General features: G+C 71.7%; 15 protein-coding genes. 7 read left to right on the top strand and 8 right to left on the bottom strand.

The genetic code is table 11. From position 1 onward, the window contains the following. Positions 1-40: 40 nt before the first annotated feature. Both nrdR and ASG53_RS06940 read right to left on the bottom strand, forming a co-directional pair. Positions 41-523 carry a transcriptional regulator NrdR gene (gene nrdR, locus ASG53_RS06945; protein WP_056130896.1) on the bottom strand — a complete coding sequence of 161 codons (483 nt, stop codon included), beginning with the start codon at positions 521-523 and terminating at the stop codon, positions 41-43. A 351-nt stretch (positions 524-874) separates the two neighbouring features. Next, positions 875-1,273 (bottom strand): LysM peptidoglycan-binding domain-containing protein, encoded by a 399-nt coding sequence (locus ASG53_RS06940; protein WP_056130151.1) that lies wholly within the window; start codon positions 1,271-1,273, stop codon positions 875-877. 302 nt (positions 1,274-1,575) lie between these two features. Between ASG53_RS06940 and lexA the strand changes: the two genes are divergently transcribed. After that, positions 1,576-2,376 carry a transcriptional repressor LexA gene (lexA, locus tag ASG53_RS06935; RefSeq protein ID WP_082543840.1) on the top strand — a complete coding sequence of 267 codons (801 nt, stop codon included), beginning with the start codon at positions 1,576-1,578 and terminating at the stop codon, positions 2,374-2,376. A gap of 108 nt (positions 2,377-2,484) precedes the next feature. Here the strand turns inward: lexA and ASG53_RS06930 are convergent, their stop codons facing one another. Genes ASG53_RS06930 through hflX form a run of 3 tightly spaced genes read right to left on the bottom strand, consistent with a single transcriptional unit; the run spans position 2,485 to position 7,208 of the window. Continuing rightward, positions 2,485-3,480 carry an L-lactate dehydrogenase gene (locus tag ASG53_RS06930; protein ID WP_056130148.1) on the bottom strand — a complete coding sequence of 332 codons (996 nt, stop codon included), beginning with the start codon at positions 3,478-3,480 and terminating at the stop codon, positions 2,485-2,487. A 43-nt stretch (positions 3,481-3,523) separates the two neighbouring features. Continuing rightward, positions 3,524-5,602: an ATP-dependent DNA helicase gene (locus tag ASG53_RS06925; RefSeq protein ID WP_056130145.1), complete on the bottom strand. Its 2,079-nt coding sequence runs from the start codon at positions 5,600-5,602 to the stop codon at positions 3,524-3,526. Positions 5,603-5,660: 58 nt separating this feature from the next. After that, complete coding sequence (gene hflX, locus ASG53_RS06920; protein WP_056130142.1) at positions 5,661-7,208, bottom strand: GTPase HflX; 1,548 nt, start codon at positions 7,206-7,208, stop codon at positions 5,661-5,663. A 122-nt stretch (positions 7,209-7,330) separates the two neighbouring features. On the opposite strand from hflX, the gene ASG53_RS06915 reads away from it, so the two are divergent. Beyond that, the gene (locus ASG53_RS06915; protein ID WP_056130140.1) at positions 7,331-7,984 is read left to right on the top strand and encodes a class I SAM-dependent methyltransferase; all 654 of its coding nucleotides are present in this window, start codon (positions 7,331-7,333) and stop codon (positions 7,982-7,984) included. Positions 7,985-8,005: 21 nt separating this feature from the next. On the opposite strand, the gene dapF is transcribed toward ASG53_RS06915, so the two are convergent. After that, on the bottom strand, positions 8,006-8,947 hold the full coding sequence (gene dapF / locus ASG53_RS06910) for a diaminopimelate epimerase (RefSeq protein ID WP_056130137.1): 942 nt from the start codon (positions 8,945-8,947) through the stop codon (positions 8,006-8,008). Then, on the bottom strand, positions 8,944-9,918 hold the full coding sequence (miaA, locus tag ASG53_RS06905) for a tRNA (adenosine(37)-N6)-dimethylallyltransferase MiaA (RefSeq protein WP_056130135.1): 975 nt from the start codon (positions 9,916-9,918) through the stop codon (positions 8,944-8,946). The genes dapF and miaA overlap by 4 nt, the downstream gene beginning before the upstream one ends. A 68-nt stretch (positions 9,919-9,986) precedes the next feature. Between miaA and ASG53_RS06900 the strand changes: the two genes are divergently transcribed. The 3 genes from ASG53_RS06900 to ASG53_RS06890 are packed head-to-tail and all read left to right on the top strand — an operon-like array spanning position 9,987 to position 14,735. Continuing rightward, positions 9,987-10,646: a YbjN domain-containing protein gene (locus ASG53_RS06900; protein WP_156382687.1), complete on the top strand. Its 660-nt coding sequence runs from the start codon at positions 9,987-9,989 to the stop codon at positions 10,644-10,646. A 10-nt stretch (positions 10,647-10,656) separates the two neighbouring features. Further along, positions 10,657-12,564 (top strand): HSP90 family protein, encoded by a 1,908-nt coding sequence (locus tag ASG53_RS06895; protein ID WP_056130129.1) that lies wholly within the window; start codon positions 10,657-10,659, stop codon positions 12,562-12,564. Then, positions 12,564-14,735: a hypothetical protein gene (locus ASG53_RS06890; protein ID WP_056130126.1), complete on the top strand. Its 2,172-nt coding sequence runs from the start codon at positions 12,564-12,566 to the stop codon at positions 14,733-14,735. Before ASG53_RS06895 ends, ASG53_RS06890 begins: the two co-directional genes overlap by 1 nt. A gap of 98 nt (positions 14,736-14,833) precedes the next feature. Here ASG53_RS06890 and ASG53_RS06885 read toward each other — a convergent pair whose 3' ends face one another. Continuing rightward, entirely contained in the window at positions 14,834-15,478 is a 645-nt protein-coding gene (locus ASG53_RS06885; protein WP_156382686.1) for a hypothetical protein, read from the bottom strand. Positions 15,479-15,556: 78 nt separating this feature from the next. Between ASG53_RS06885 and ASG53_RS06880 the strand changes: the two genes are divergently transcribed. Further along, positions 15,557-16,168, top strand: a complete 612-nt coding sequence (locus ASG53_RS06880) for a YbjN domain-containing protein (protein WP_056130120.1) — start codon at positions 15,557-15,559, stop codon at positions 16,166-16,168. Then, a complete protein-coding gene (locus ASG53_RS06875; RefSeq protein WP_056130118.1) occupies positions 16,165-16,755 on the top strand; it encodes a YbjN domain-containing protein in 591 nt (196 codons plus the stop codon). The genes ASG53_RS06880 and ASG53_RS06875 overlap by 4 nt, the downstream gene beginning before the upstream one ends. Positions 16,756-16,778 lie beyond the last annotated feature (23 nt).

The following is a 16,778-nucleotide window of genomic DNA, read 5'->3' as shown; positions in this document are numbered from 1 at the left end:
CCTCAGGCCACGCTGCAGGTGAGACCGGGTCGACCGACGATCAGTCCTGCGAGGACGCTGCGTCGCGGTCGTTCTGCTCGTGCTCGGCACGCAGCAGGTTGATCGCCGCCTCGAAGTCTTCGAGGGAGTCGAAGGCCTGGTACACGGAGGCGAACCGCAGATAGGCGACCTCGTCGAGCTCACGGAGCGGCCCGAGGATCGTCAGACCGATCTCGTAGGCGTCGAGCTCGGCGATGCCGGTGGCCCGCACGCTCTCCTCGACACGCTGGGCGAGCAGAGCGAGGTCGTCTTCGCTCACGGGTCGACCCTGGCACGCCTTGCGCACCCCGTTGACGACCTTCTCGCGGCTGAACGGCTCTGTGACACCAGAACGCTTGACGACAGAGAGGCTCGCGGTCTCGAGCGTGGTGAAGCGCCGAGAGCACGCAGGGCACTGCCGGCGGCGACGGATCGACGCGCCGTCGTCCGAGGTTCGCGAGTCGACGACCCGGGAGTCCGCGTGGCGGCAGAACGGGCAGTGCACAGTGGCCTCCATCTGGACGTGCTCGGATGCCACGGCTCCGCGGCACTCGCAAGGGTACGCGCGTCTCCGAGACCTGCGCACATACCCCACCAGCCGGCGCCTGGAGACAGAGACGGAGGTGGTCGTGGTCGACCACCTCCGTCCGGGACGCCCCCGTCCCCACAGTGCCTGGACGACTCGCCTCGTCATGACACCGGCGTGCTGTCGGAGTACCTGGTGATGACCACCCGTGCACCCCGCCTCACAACCCGGCCCCCAGCCGGTTGATGAGGTAGTCCTAACTTAGGGCGACCTAAGAGGGCGAGCAACTCTCCTCAGCTGCCTTCTCACATGTCGAGACGATGTCGCGGGTCACCGAGCCGGGACCAGGATGCGCTCGCCCACCTCGAGGGAGGCCGTCGACCGACCGTTGAGCTCGACGAGCATGTCGACCACGTCGCGGCGGTCTTCGCCAGGGAGCGCGACGGCGCCGGCGATCTGCCACAGCGTCTCCCCCGGGGCCACGAAATGGTCAGCCACGGCGACGGGCTCGGCCGGGGCGCTCGCGAAGGCGCGGTCGCCGAGGAACATGCCGACAGCGACGAGCGCGACAGCGAGAGCCGACAGCACCCACCACCCGCGCCGGGTCAGGCGGAGGTCGCGGAGCGAACCCTCGCGAGAGGCCGTCGCGGCGGACGAGCGCCGCCCGTCACCGTCTCGCACCAGGCGCAGCTCTGGCCGGGGTGTCAGCACCTGTGCGGTGTGGGCCATGTCGACTCCTCTCCTGATCGTCGTCGGTCGGGGTGACCGGGCGACGCGTTCGAACATGTGTACGTCGTACAACTGTACGAAGGATCGAGAATATTGCAAGGGGTCTGGCGCGACACGCTCGAACAGGTGTTTGAAGTCGTGGGGGCCGGGCCCTACTGTTGAACCACCAGCAAGGACACTCGACCACGGGCCACCGACATTGCTGCCGCTGCTGCTGGCTCCGCCTCAGCGCCGGCGCGACGACGACCACCCGGGGCAGGGACGACCAGACCGCAGCACGCAGCACCGACCGGAGGCCCGACGTGAAGACGCAGGACAGCACGCCGTCAGGAGCGACCACGACCGAGGGCGACGGCGTGAGCGCTGCTGCCACGGACCCTGTGTCGGTGATCGGCGCGGCGGACGGTCTGACCCCGCGGCAGCGCGGCGTGCTGGACACGATCCGCACGTCGGTCGAGACGCGCGGCTACGCGCCGAGCATGCGCGAGATCGGTGAGGCCGTCGGGCTGACCAGCCCGTCGAGCGTCAAGCACCAGCTGACCACCCTCGAGCGCAAGGGCTACCTGCGTCGCGACCCGAACCGGCCGCGCGCGATGGAGCTCGTCACCCAGGGGCCCGCCGCCGACTCCAGCACGACCGAGCTGACCGGGCGCACCACCGGACGCACGCTGCGCTCGGTCCCCCTGCCAGTGCGTGCGTCGACCGACGAGGACCAGGACAACCACCCGTCGCCGTCCTACGTGCCTGTCGTCGGCCGCATCGCCGCGGGTGGTCCGATCCTCGCGGAGCAGATGGTCGAAGACGTCTTCCCCCTCCCCCGTCAGCTGGTGGGAGACGGCGAGCTGTTCCTGCTCAAGGTCTCCGGCGAGTCGATGATCGACGCCGCGATCTGCGACGGCGACTGGGTCGTGGTGCGCCGTCAGCCCGTGGCGGAGAACGGTGAGATCGTCGCCGCGATGATCGACGGCGAGGCGACCGTGAAGACCTTCAAGCGCATCGACGGGCACGTGTGGCTCATGCCTCACAACGACGCGTTCTCACCCATCCTCGGCGACGAGGCGACCATCCTCGGCCGCATCGTCACGGTCCTGCGCAGCCTCTGACAGGGACGCGCGGGCCGTGGCCCGGCTGGCCAGCCAGCTCCCCAGCACGCAGCAGAGCGCCGCACCCCACGAGGGGTGCGGCGCTCTGCTGCGTGCTGGGGGTGCGGGTCAGACGCCGAAGCGGCGAGCGACCTCCTTGAGGGAGGTCGCCGAATGCTGGAGCCCACGGATCTCGACCGGGGAGAGCGGGACCTGCAGCTTGTCGGTCACGCCGTGCCGTCCGACGATCGAGGGGACCGAGAGGCAGATGTCGCTGATGCCGTAGTAGTCGTCGAGCAGCGTCGAGACGGGCAGCACGCGGTGCTCGTCGTTGAGGACGGCCTCGATGATCCTGGACCCGGCGAGCGCGACGGCGTAGTTGGTCGCCCCCTTGCCCTCGATGATGCGGTAGGCGGAGTTGATGACCTCGTGGGCGATCTCGTCGCGGACCTGGGCAGTGAGGGGCTCGCGGCCGTCGATCGCGTCCCACTCGAGCAGGGGCACCCCACCGATGGTGGCCGAGCTCCACAGCGGGATCTCGCTGTCCCCGTGCTCGCCGGCCATGTACGCGTGGACGTTCTGGACGGCGACCCCGCAGTGCTGGGCGATGAGGAACCGCAGGCGGGACGAGTCGAGCACGGTGCCCGAGCCGAAGAGCTGCGTGGGGGGCAGGCCTGAGATCTTGAGCGCCGCGTAGGTGACGATGTCGACGGGGTTGGTCACCATGACGTAGGTGGCGTCGGGGGCGACCGCGAGGAGCTCGGGGAGGATCTTCGACACCAGGCTGATGGTCGCCTCGGCGAGGTCGAGCCGGGTCTGGCCAGGCTTCTGCTTGGCACCGGCCGTCACCATGATGATGTCGGCGTCGGCGCAGACCGCGACGTCGTCAGAGCCCACGACCTCGGCCATCGGCATGAACTGGATGCCGTGGGACAGGTCGAGCGCCTCTGCCTCGACCTTGGCCCGGTTGATGTCGTAGAGGGCGATGTGACGGGCGGAGCCGCGCATGAGCGCGGCGTAGGCCATCGTCGAGCCGACGGCGCCGGCTCCGACGACCGCCACCTTCGTGGTCTTGCGCGTGCGGGGCGTCTCGTCGGGTGCTCGGTGGGTCTCAGGCTGGCTCATCGGTCCTCCATGAAGTCGGGCGCTGGTGAGAGGCGCGCTGGGATCAGCCTAGAGCCGAGAGGCGCTCGAGCGCAGAAGTGGCGACCTGTCGGTCGGTCGTCCGCCAGAAGTCGGGCAGCGAGCTGACCAGGAACTTCCCGTAGCGAGCCGTGACTAGGCGGGGGTCCAAGATCGCCACCACCCCCTTGTCCTCGACAGTGCGCACGAGCCGCCCCGCGCCCTGGGCGAGCAGGAGCGCCGCGTGGGTGGCCGCGACCTGCATGAACCCGTTGCCGCCGTGGCTCTCGACGTAGCGGGCGCGTGCCGCCTTGACGGGGTCGTCGGGCCGAGGGAACGGGATCCGGTCGATCATCACCAGGCGGCAGGACGGACCCGGGACGTCGACCCCCTGCCAGAGCGAGAGGGTGCCGAACAGGCACGTGGCCTCGTCAGCAGCGAACTGCTTGACGAGGGTGGGCAGCTGGTCGTCACCCTGGCAGAGGATCGGCACGTCCAGGCGCTCCCGCAACAGCTCGGCCGCGCGCTCCGCGGCCCGGCGCGAGGAGAACAGCCCGAGCGTCCGCCCGCCGGCCGCGGTGATGAGCGCAGCCATCTCGTCGACCTGGTCGTCGGTCGTGCTCTGCTGCCCCGGGGTCGGCAGGCTCTTCGCGACGTAGAGGATGCCCTGGCGCGGGTAGTCGAAGGGGCTGCCGACGTCGAGCCCGCGCCACCGCGGCGCAGGCCCGCTCGACTCCGTGCCGTCAGCCTCGGTCGCCGCACGCTCGAGGCCGACCGAGCGGGCGACGGGGTCGAAGGAGTCCCCGAGCGCGAGAGTCGCGGAGGTCAGCACGCCGACTTTCTCGCTCCACAGGTTCGTCCGGAGCAGCCCGGACACCCCGAGCGGGGCGGCGTGCAGCTTGGACATCCCGGCACCGAAGCCGCCCTCGGCACCTCGTGAGCACCAGAGCACGTCGAAGCCCGTGGCCTCACCGGTCATCCGCTCGGCGATCTCGAAGATCTGCAGCATGCTCGACTGGGCCATCTTGAGGCCCGAGTCGGCTCCGCCCTCACCGCCCCCAGCCCGCGGTTCGGGCTTGAGCTCGCTCAGCACGCCGCGGGCGGCGTCGCGGACGCCCGCGACCGCGAGACGGGCCCCCTCGGGGAGCCCGTCGGGGAAACGCTCCGCGGGCAGCCCGGCGACGAGAGAGCCGAAGTCCGAGGTGGCCGCGTCCAGGTCGGTGGTCAGCACACCGCCGTGGCGGCGAGCCTGGCGCGCTGCGTGCTCGATCGAGGCGACCGAGAGCTCGACTGTCGCCGCGGCGGTGACCCTGTCGGCCAGCTCGTGCGCCTCGTCGGCCACGACGACCGAGTGCTCGGGCAGGACGTTGGGCGAGCCCGTCGCCGCGATGCCGAGCATCGCGTGGTTGGTCACCACGACGTCGGCCTCGCGGGCCAGGGCCCTGGCCTGCTCCGGGAAGCACTCCTCGATGAGCGGGCAGCGCTGGCCCAGGCACTCGAGCGAGGTCACCGAGACCTGGCGCCACGCACGGTCCGGGACGCCGGGGACGAGGTCGTCCCGGTCACCGGTGTCGGTCGTCCGTGCCCACTCGCGGAGCCTGACGACCTGCTGCCCGAGGCTCGCGGCCTCCGCCGCCGGGACGGCCTCGCCGCCGGTGAGCGGCTCTGCAGGGCCCTCGGAGCGGGGCATGTCGAAGAGCGTGCCCGCGTCGTCGGCCGGGTAGCCGCCGTCGATCTTGTGCAGGCAGGCGTAGTTGTGCCAGCCCTTGAGCAGGGCGAGCGTGGGACGGCGGGGCAGGTGGTCCGCGAGAGCCTCGGCGACCAGGGGGAGGTCGCGGGACATGATCTGGCGCTGGAGCGCGAGGGTCGCGGTCGAGACGATCACGCGCTCGCCGGCGTTGACGGCGTGGTGGACGGCCGGCACGAGATAGCCGAGCGACTTGCCGGTGCCGGTCCCGGCCTGGACCAGCAGGTGCTCGCCCGAGGTCATGGCGGTCGACACGGCCTCGGCCATGTCGTGCTGCCCGTCGCGGCGGCCGCCGCCGAGTGCGCCGACGGCGAGGTCGAGCAGCGTGTGCACCTCGTCGGCCGAGCCTGTGGTCGTGGCGTGCGGGGTGTCCTTCACCCGAGGAGTCTACGGTCCGGGGAAGGCCTCATCGAGACCGGCCCCGGACCGTGGGTGCTCAGGAGCGGACGGCCACGGCGGCGAGCTCTGCTGCGAGCTCGTCGTCCACCCGACCACGCAGCAGGGTGCCCTCGCCGACGTGCTCGAGGTGGTCGATCTCACCCTCGAGGTGCACGCGGTTGACGAGGTCTCCCCGGCTGTACGGGACGATCAGGTCGACCGTCACCCCGGGGTGCGGGAGCGCCGCCGAGATGAAGTCGAGCAGCTCGGTGATGCCCTCCCCCGTGTGCGCAGACACCACGAGGGTCGTGCGCTCCCGGCTGCGCAGCCGGGCGATGGTGTCGGGGTCGGCGAGGTCGGCCTTGTTGAGCACGATGACCTCGGGGACGTCGAGCGCCCCGGGGATCCCCTCGAGCACGTGCCTCACGGCAGCGATCTGACCTTCGGGGTCGGGGTGCGAGGCGTCGACCACGTGCAGCAGGAGGTCGGAGTCGGCGACCTCTTCGAGGGTCGACCTGAAGGCCTCGACGAGCTGGTGCGGCAGCGACCTGACAAACCCGACGGTGTCCGCGAGCGTGTACACCCGCCCGTCAGGGGTCTTGGTGCGTCGCACCGTCGGGTCGAGGGTCGCGAAGAGCGCGTTCTCGACGAGCACACCGGCACCCGTCAGGGCGTTGAGCAGGCTCGACTTGCCGGCGTTGGTGTAGCCGGCGATCGCGACCGACGGGATCGCGTTGCGCTTGCGCGAGGACCGCTTGGTCTCGCGGGAGGGCGCCATCGCGGCGATCTCCCGGCGCAGCTTGGCCATGCGGTTGCGGATGCGACGACGGTCGAGCTCGATCTTCGTCTCACCCGGTCCGCGCGAGCCCATGCCTGCCCCGGCGCCACCGACCTGGCCACCGGCCTGGCGGGACATCGACTCTCCCCAGCCTCGCAGGCGCGGGAGGAGGTACTCGAGCTGGGCGAGCTCGACCTGGGCCTTGCCCTCTCGGGACTTCGCGTGCTGGGCGAAGATGTCGAGGATCAGCGCTGTCCGGTCGACGACCTTGACCTTGATGATGTCCTCGAGCGCACGACGCTGGGACGGGGCGAGGTCGCCGTCGACGATCACGGTGTCGGCGGCGGTCCCGGCGACGACGGCCGCGAGCTCGGCGGCCTTGCCCGAGCCGAGGTAGGTCCCCGGGTCGGGGGTCTGGCGGCGCTGCAGGAGGCCGTCGAGCACCTGGGACCCTGCGGTCTCGGCGAGCGCCGCGAGCTCGCGGAGCGAGACCTCGGCGTCGGCCGCGTCGCGGGCCCAGAGCCCGACGAGGACGACCTTCTCGAGGCGCAGCTGGCGGTACTCGACCTCGGTGACGTCCTCGAGCTCGGTCGAGAGGTTCGCGACACGTCGCAGCGCAGACCGCTCGGCGAGGTCGAGCTGGTCGCCGTCGTGGGCGGAGTGCTGGGTCCCGCCGTCTGCTCGTGCCGTCCCCGCCCGCGCGAGGACACGGGCGACGACGTCGCTCGCGATGTCCCGCGCCGACGGTGCCGCGACGCCGACGTGCTGGTCTGTCGTCGGCGACGGACCCTGAGCAGGTTCGGGGCGCGGTTCGTGGCTGTTCGTCATGCACGTCCTTCGTGGATGGTGGTGTTCGTGTCCCTCTAGGTTCCCACGAGGGCCGCCTGCGCCGAAGACTTTTTGCGCACAGATGAACTGCTGCGGCCCGGCTGGGCCTACGATGACGCGTTGTGAGCGATCAGACCCAAGACCACTACTTCACCGCTGAGCCGGCCTCCTCTGCCGAGCGCCGGGCACTCACCGTCGTCCTCGACGGCACGAGCGTGGACGTCGAGACCGCAGGGGGCATCTTCTCGCCCGGCCGGCTGGACCTCGGCACCCAGGTGCTCCTGCGCACGGTGTCCGGCCCGCCGACGGGCGACGTGCTCGACCTCGGGTGCGGCTGGGGGCCCGTGGCGCTGACCATGGCGATGCAGAACCCGCAGGCGCGGGTGTGGGCCGTCGACGTCAACGAGCGCTCGCTCGACCTCACGCGCCGCAACGCGTCACGGCTCGGCCTCGACGGGATCACGGCGTGCACGCCCGACGACGTCCCGGCGGACGTCCGTCTCGCCCAGATCTGGTCCAACCCGCCGATCCGGGTCGGCAAGGAGATGCTGCACTCGATGCTCGACAGGTGGCTGCCGCGCCTCGTGCCCGGCGGGTCCGCCTACCTGGTGGTGCAGCGCAACCTCGGCGCGGACTCGCTCATGGGGTGGATGAACGACCGCTACGACGGGACGACCGAGGAGGTCCGGACGCCCGAGGGCGCTCCCTTCGAGGCCGTGGCGACCAAGCTCGCGTCGGCCAAGGGCTTCCGGGTGATCGAGGTCGTCGCGGGCTGAGGCCCGCTGCTGCGCGGGCGGTCAGTCCCGGCGCACCGTGCCCTCGGCCACGAGCACCGCGGGTCCGGCGAGCTCGACGTGCCCGTCGTCGAGCAGGGTGACCCGCACGGTCCCGCCGGGCACGTCGACGAGCCAGACGTCGGGTGCCTGCGGTCCGGCCCACGCGCGGACCGCGAGCGCCGCCGCGCAGGCACCGGTCCCGCACGAGCGGGTCTCCCCCACGCCGCGCTCGTGGACGCGCATGCGGACCCTGCCGACGACGGTGCCGTCGACGCTGGTCTCCTCGCCGAGAGGGACCACGAGCTCGACGTTGGTCCCATCGGCGGGCAGCGGGAGCACGTCGGGCGCTGTCGTGAGGTCGGCGCGCTCGAGGTCGTCGAGGCTCGCGAGCGCGACGACGGTGTGCGGGTTGCCGAGGTCGACGCTCAGTGCGGGTCTGGGGACCTGGGCGTCGGCAGGCTCGAGCCCGGCGACGGTCACCTCGGCGTCGAAGCCGTCGCTGACCGCGGAGTCTCCCCCGGGGAAGGACCAGACGCCCATGTCGACCGCGTACCAGCCGCTGTCTTCCTTGCGGACCCGCCGAGCTCCGGCGCGCGTGCCCAGGACGAGGTCGCGCCCGTCGGCGAAGGTCGCCAGGCCGAGCTCTTCGAGGTAGGCGGCGAAGACGCGGACGCCGTTCCCGCACATCTGGGCGACGGACCCGTCGGCGTTGCGGTAGTCCATGAACCAGTGGGCTGCGGGCTCGTGGGCGAGCACAGCCTGTCCCTCGGGCAGGGCCGACGAGGGGACCACCCGGATGACGCCGTCTGCGCCGATCCCGGCGCGGCGGTCTGCGAGCGCCCGCACGAGCGCCGGCGTGAGGTCGAGGAGCGCCTCGCGGTCGTCGAGCAGCACGAAGTCGTTCTCGGTGCCGTGGCCCTTGGTGAAGGGCAGGGGCGTCGTGGGGATCGTTCCTGGCGTCATGAGCCCAGACTACGGCGCACGGGTCCGTCCGCGGGCGGGGGCGGTGTCCCGCGGTCGGCCGACGCGACGACGGCGAGGGCCTCCTCGACGAGGGTGGGCGACTCGGCCCGCAGCCAGTGCACGCGCGGGTCGCGGCCGAACCACCCCATCTGCTTGCGGGCGAGCCGTCGGGTGTTCGCGACGATGTCCGCCCTGGCCTGGTCGAGCGTGGTCTCCCCCGCGAGGTGGCGCAGGATCTCGGCGTAGCCGACGGCGCGCGACGCCGTAGTGCCCAGGCCGCGGTCCGCGAGCGCGACGACCTCGTCGACGAGGCCGCGCTCCCACATGGCGTCCACGCGTGCCTGCGCGCGGTCGTCGAGGAGACCGCGGTCGATGTCGAGGCCGATCTGCACGGCAGGCCTGACGTACTCCTGGCGTGGGAGGTTCGCGGAGTACGGGGCCCCGGTCAGCTCGATGACCTCGAGAGCGCGGACGATCCGGCGGGTGTTGCGGGGCTCGACGGCCGCAGCGGCAGCGGGGTCGCGCTCGGCGAGCTCGTCGTAGAGACGGCGGGTGCCCTCGGCCTCCGCACGTGCCTCGAGAGCAGCACGGACCTGCGGGTCGGTCCCCGGGAAGCGCATGTCGTCGAGGAGGGCTCGGAGGTAGAGGCCCGAACCTCCCACGACGAGGGGACGTGCGCCCCGGGACTCGATCGCGGCGAGGTCTGCGCGCGCCTGGGTCTGGTACGTGGCCACGGACGCGTCGTCCTGGACGTCAAGGACGTCGAGCTGGTGGTGGACCACGCCGCGGCGCTCGTCGACGGGCACCTTCGCCGTCCCTACGTCCATGCCGCGGTAGAGCTGGTAGGCGTCGGCGTTGACGATCTCCGGTGGGGAGAAGTCCCCGCCCGCGCCTTGGAGAGCCTCGGCGAGATCGAGGGCGAGGTCCGATTTTCCGGTGGCCGTGGGGCCTACCACTGCGACGATCAGCACACCGAGACGGTACAGGCTCGCCGGGCCGGGCCCGAAGCCCTTGGTGCTTGTCGCCGTGTGGACCTAGGGTGAACGGGAATCAGCAGACGGCCGCGGCGTCCTCGACCGCGGCACCCTCGCCAGCACCGCCCGACCCCGCTCCCGGGGCCGACAGCGGCGCCCGCCCCGCCGAGGGGCCGACGGCACCGCCTGGCACCACCAGGAGCACGGCGCCGTGGCACCAGCACGCACCGACACCACCCCAGGAGAACGACACGATGGGCTTCTTCAACAAGCCGGAGACTGCTCCGGCACTCGCCGCCTCCGGCGACAACGCACCGCTCACCCGGGCGCGCATCGAGTCCTTCCTCACCGAGCAGGGCTGGAACTTCGGGATCGACCCTGACGGCGACGTCGGGGGCCAGTGGGACGACAACGTCTTCTACTTCTTCCTCATGGGCGAGTCCCAGGAGGTGCTGCAGGTGCGCGGGCGGTGGAAGCACTCCTTCCCGGTCGCCCGCGAGGCGGAGTTCGCCCTCCTGCTCAACGAGTACAACCGCGACCTCATCTGGCCCAAGCTCTACGTCAGGGCCGAGGACGACGAGATCGGCGTGTACGCCGAGGTCTCGACGGACCTCGAGCACGGTGTGAGCGACGCGCAGCTGGGCCAGCTCATCTCCTGCGGCCTCTTCACGGGTCTGCGCTCCTTCGAGCGGCTGGCCGAGCGCCTCGGCATCCCCGAGGAGTGACGGCCCGCGCATGAGCCAGACCTTCCAGGTCGACCTCGGCGGGATCGTCGACCTCCTCGCCCGCCACCTCTACAGCAGCCCTCGGGTGTACCTCAGGGAGCTCTTGCAGAACGGGACCGACGCCATCACGGCGCTGGCCGAGGTGGGTGCCTCGTCCCCCGGCGTCTCGTCCCCTGGAGACCCGTCGTCGGCGGGTCCGGGGGCGACCACCCCCCGGGTCACCCTGCGCTGCCGTCCCGACGGCAGCCTCGAGGTGACCGACACCGGTGTGGGGCTGACCTTGGCCGAGGCCGAAGAGCTCCTCGCGACCATCGGGCGCAGCTCCAAGCGCGACCTGGAGATGGGCACGGGCCGCGAGCAGTTCTTGGGGCAGTTCGGCATCGGGCTGCTGTCGGCCTTCATGGTCGCCGACGAGATCGAGCTCGTCTCGCACTCGGCCCGTCACCCCCAGGCCCCGGCCGTGCGGTGGACAGGTCACGCGGACGGGCGGTACACGCTGGTCGAGCTCTCCGACGACGACCCGAGGAGACCTGAGCAGCCGGGCAGCACGGTGCGTCTCGCGCCGCGCCGAGACCTCGAGCACTGGCTCGAGCCCGAGACCGTGGCGGCCCTCGCCGCCGACTACGGCTCGCTCCTGCCCGTCGAGCTGCTGCTCGAGGTCGAGGGCGCTGACGGCTCGGTCCGGTCCCGCTCCCTCAGCGAGCCCGTGCTCCCGTGGGAGCAGACCTACGAGACCCCCCGAGCGCGGGAGCTCGCCCTGAGGTCGTACTGCGAGTCGGCCCTCGGGTTCACGCCGCTCGCCTCGATCGACCTCGACCTGCCGCTCGCCGGGCTGAGCGGCGTGGCCTTCGTGCTGCCGACGGCGGTGTCCCCCACGACGAGCAGCGCCCACAGGGTCTACCTCAAGCGGATGCTGCTGGGCACCAAGGTCGACGAGCTGCTGCCGCCGTGGGCCTTCTTCGTGCGCTGCGTCGTCAACACCACCGCGGTGCGCCCGACAGCCTCGCGGGAGGGCCTGTACGAGGACGACGTGCTGCTCGCCACCCGTGACGCTCTCGGCGCCCGGATCCGCCGGTGGACCCTCGAGACCCTCGCGCTGCGCGACGCGGGCTCGGCCCAGCTCCTCGCCGTGCACCACCTCGCGGTGCGCGCCCTGGCCCTCGTCGACGACGACATGCTCGACCTGGCCGTCGAGGTGCTGCCCTTCGAGTGCACGACGGGCCAGGCGACCCTCGCCGAGATCCACGAGCGCTACGGCCAGATCCACTTCACACCGACGGTCGAGGGATACCGGCGGATCGCGCCTGTCGCGCACGCCCAGGACCTCCCCGTCGTCAACGCCGGGTACGTCTACGACGCCGACCTCCTCGAGCGCGTGCGCACCCGCAGGCCGTCGTGGACCGTCATGCCGGTCTCGGCCTCGGACGTCTCCCAGGTGCTGCTCCCCCTCGAGCCGCTGCGTGCCCTCGAGACGACCGACGCTCTCGTGAGCATCCGTGAGGTCCTCGCAGCAGGCGGGTGCGACGTGGACCTGCGGACCTTCGAGCCTGCGCAGATCCCGTCGATGCTCCTCGACGACCGCGACGCAGACCACGAGCAGGAGGTCACCTCGACGGTGTCCGAGGCTGCCGACCTGTGGGGCGGCGTCCTCGGGCAGTTCTCCAAGCCGCAGCACCGACGCCGGCTCGTGCTCAACGACGCCAACCCTGCCGTGCGCGACGTGCTCGACGTCGCTGACCGGGTGGTCCGCGAGGCTGGTGCCCAGGCGCTGTACGTCACGGCGCTGCTGCAGTCCGGCCGCCCGCTGCCCGCCCACGAGGCGAACCTCATGACCGATGCGCTCTCGACCCTGATGCGCAGCGCCGCCGCGCCGCGAGACCCGGAGCGCCACGACCACCTGGACGGGGGCGCAGCCTGATGGCACGCCAGCTCGACGACATGAACCGCGCGATCATGAAGGCCCGTGACCTGCCCTTCGGCTCGGCTCGCAACGAGGTGGCCGCGGCGCTCGTCCGCGAGGTCACCACCGAGGGCCCGCAGGAGGCACGCGCCTTCGCGCTGTTCGCCCTCACCGAGTCCTACGCCTTCTCCGACGAGGTCGAGAAGGCGTACCTCCCGTTCACCCAGTCCGTGAGGCTGTGGGACGAGCACCCCGAGCTGTTCGACCAGCACGACGTGCACTCCCTGTTCTGGTCGTTCAAGTGGATGGTCGGCAACCTCATGGAGTTCCCGGCCATCCCGGCCGCGCAGATCACCTCGACGCTCGACGACATGCGTCGCCGCTACCAGCTGGCGGGCAACGGGATGAGCGCCGTCAACCACCTCACCTTCCAGTGGCACCACCTGCTCGGCGACGACGAGCTGCCGGCCGCCTACGAGCGGTGGATCACGACCGAGCGTGACGACTTCTCGCAGTGCCCGGCCTGCGAGCCGGGCGACCGCACCGCCTACCTCTTCGAGGCTGGCCGCTACGAGGAGGGCATCCGCCTGCTGGAGTCCGCCGAGGCCACGTCGGCCTCGTGCCACTCCGAGCCGGCGGACAGGCTCTCCCAGCTCCAGCTCGCCTATCTCGAGGTCGGGGACGCCGAGGGCGCGGCCAGGGCGCACCGGCACGGCCTGCAGAGCCTGCCGACGAGCGGTGAGCTTGCGGGGGCGCAGGGGCGACACGTCCAGCTCCTCGCACGGTCGGGCAACCACTCTGCGGCCTGGAGATTCCTCGACAGGTCCGCCGGGCTGCTCACGAAGGCCGAGACCCCAGCCGACAGGCTCTCGTTCTTGCTGCACGCCGGGACCGGGGTCAGCGTCCTGCGACGGCACCACCCGCTGCGGGCCGTCTCGTACCCAGGGGTCCCGGCGACGACAGTCGCCGAGCTCGACGACTGGATGCACGGAGAAGCCCTCGCGCTCGCCGCCGCCTTCGACAGGCGGGGTGGCACCAGCGCCTCGACCGAGCGTGTGCTGCGCGCCTGGTCGGGTGAGCACAGCGAGCTCCGCGTCGACCTCAGCGTGCTCACAGGCCACGGCGCGGACCTGCCCGCGGGACGGGGCGGCGACCTGCCTGCTGGACGGGACGAGGTCGCAGGCTCCGGTGCGCCTGACACGCCCGCGGGCTCCGCGGCCGCTGCCGCACCGACGGGGTCGACAGGGTCGCCCGTGGGCGCAGACCATGGCACAGGTGCGGGCGACGTGCCCGGATACCTGCTGGACGAGACCGAGCACGACGGAGCGCCTGCAGGCGCTCCGTCCACCGTGCCATCGGCTGAGCCGTCGCGAGACCAGACCGCTGGCCGCGCCGGTGTCGGACCCGACGCGCTGGTCTCGGCCGCCGAGAGCTCGACAGCGCGGGGCGAGACCGTCAGCGCCGCGCGGCTGTACGCGCAGGCGGCTGAGATGTTCGAGGCGATCGACGAGCCGGAGGCTGCCGGGTTCGCCCTGGCCGAGGCAGCAGCCCTGGCCAGCTCGCTCGGAGACGACGAGGGGGCCGAGTCCTCGTTCCGCGAGGCCCTCGCGCTGCTCGCCCGCGCCGAGACGGGCATCGAGTACACAGGACCTGTCGCCAGGGCCTACGCACGGGTCTGCGTGTCTGTCGGCGCCGTGCCGACGGCCGTGTCCGTCCTCGGGCCGCTCGTGGCTGCCGCAGAGATCGAGACGGCTGCGGCGCGCGGAGCGGTCCAGGCCGTCGCGGGGGCCGCGGAGGCCGAGATGGCCGACGAGGCCACGACCCGAGCGCGTCGCGCGACGGTCCTCGCGGCGGAGCACGCCCAGCTGCTCGACACCCTCGCTCGTGCGCAGGCCTCCGCAGGCCAGACCGACGAGGCCACGGCAGCAGCCAGGACCGCTGCCGAGGCCTTCGCCGAGCTCGGGATGGTCGAGGACGCCGCCCACGCCTTCTGGCTCGCCGGTCGGCTCGACCGCGCCGAGGGCCGCCTCGAGGACGCCGTCTGGCTCCTCGAGTCAGCAGCGGAGGGCTTCGCCATGGTGCGGTCGACAGCGCCCCGTGCTGAGGTCACGGGCGAGCTGGTCGAGGTGCTGACAGCACTGGGCCGGACGTCCGAGGCCGAGGACCTGGTCCGACGCCTGTCGCTCTGAGCAGCCGCTCAGAGACTCGAGGGAAGCCTGCGTGCCGCTGGGCGCAGGGGCGCTGGGCGCTGGGCGCTGGGCGCTGGGCGCTGGGCGCTGGAACAGGCTCAGTCGACCAGAGCGTCCGTGCTGACCCGCGCGACACCCAGCCGGTCGCCCAGCGTGCGGACCCTCGCGTGCGCTGCGGCGAGCGCGGGTCGCGCACCGGCGGGCAGCTCGGCCTCGTCCGACCCCGTCGCGAGCAGCACCAGCCTGCGCCCTGGGAGCCTTGCCGACACCACGGCCTCGAGAGCGTCGAGGGCACCGTCCGCACCGTCGTCGGCGGACCCGGCGACCTCGATGGTCTCGACGGCCCCGTGCCAGCCCGCCAGCCTCAGCAGCGTGACGGCGACGGTCGCGGTCACGTCGAGGGTCGGCCTCACGTCGACGGTCGGCCTCACGTCGAGGGCCGGCGAACCACCGCCGACGCCGGAGCCTGGCCCGCCGGGAGCGCTGGAGGTCTCGAGCCCGAGAGCGCCGAAGTCGGGCTGTGCGTCGACAGCGATCATCGGCCGACGGGCAGGCGCGACGACGAGCACGTGGGGGTGGTCGGCCTCCGCGCCCGCCCCGAGCCTGCTGAGTCCTGCCTCCTCGAGCAGCGAGGTGATCCGGGCGACGACGACCGCGCGAGCCCGCGCGGACACGTCCGTGCGTCCTGACGCACCGGGGAGCAGCACCGGAGACAGCGTGAGACGAGCGAGGATGGCGTGCATCGTGTCACCGTACGTCAACCACCTGACCGTAGGCCGCCGAGCGGACGCGGGTCCCAGGACCGGCTGTAGGCTGGACCGATGGGGCTCTTCAAGGACCGGCGTCACCGCAGGACGGGTGGCCTCTCCGGCACGCACGCCTCTCACGAGGCCCAGGCCGCCGTCGGCGGGGCTGACAGGGACGACGAGCAGCTGCGTCTCGACGTCGAAGCGGTCATCGCCCGCGAGCTCGGTGCAGCGACAGGTCTCGACCAGGTCCACGGCGTCCGCCCTGTCACACGGGCACGCGTCATCGAGTGGATCAGCGACTACGGCTATTCGTACTTCATCGACTCGGACGGGGACGTCGGAGGGCTGTGGCACTCTCGGCTCTTCTACTTCCTCATCTTCGGGTCCCGCTCCGAGATCCTCCAGGTCCGTGGCCAGTGGAACCGTGAGATCAGCATCGAGCGGATCGAAGAGGTCCTCGACCTCTGCAACGAGTGGAACACCGACCGCATCTGGCCCAAGGCGTACTTCCGGGTGCGCGACAACGGCATGATCCAGGTCTACGCCGAGATGTCGGTCGACCTCGAGCACGGTGCGACCGACGAACAGCTCGACAGGCTGCTCAGCTGCGGGCTCAGCACGGCCGCGATGCTCTTCGACTCCCTCGACGCCCACTACCCCGACCCTGCGAAGGCGGCCCCATGAGCACCCCTGCGCCGCGTCGCGCGTGGCTGTCGAGGCTGCTGTCCGTGCTGCCCGACGCCGTCCCGCGCCAACGGACCGGCCCGCTCCCCGCCGAAGAGACCAGCGCGAACCTGCTCGACGTCCCGACGACGGTCACCCGCGACAGGCTGGCGTCGTACCTCGGGTCGCGCGGGTACACCTTCCGGCTCGACGAAGACGGTGACATCACCGGGACGTGGGACGGCAACCGCTTCTGGTTCATGCTCCTGGGCGTCGACAAGGACATCATCCAGGTGCGCGGCCGCTGGCACCGCCCTCTCGCCGAGTCGAACCGGGTGGCCACGCTGCAGATCGTCAACGACTGGAACAGGGACAGGATCTGGCCGAAGGCCTACGTGCGCCGTGAGAACGGAGCCCTGTCGCTGTACACCGAGCACTCGGTCGACTTCGGCCCTGGAGCGACGCAGGACCAGATCGACGAGACCCTCGCAGGTGGCCTCGGGAACTCTCTCCAGCTGTTCGCCTCGGTCGCCGCATCGCTCAGGCCGCAGGTCTACGAGGACGACGGCGACATGGACGACAACGACGGCCCCGTCGACGACGACTGAGCACGACGACGGCTGAGCACGTC

The organism is Sanguibacter sp. Leaf3, assembly GCF_001425965.1.
Classification (GTDB): Bacteria; Actinomycetota; Actinomycetes; order Actinomycetales; family Cellulomonadaceae; genus Sanguibacter; species Sanguibacter inulinus.
Note: the sequence above shows the minus strand (reverse complement) of the source record. Positions and strands in the feature narration are given on the sequence as shown.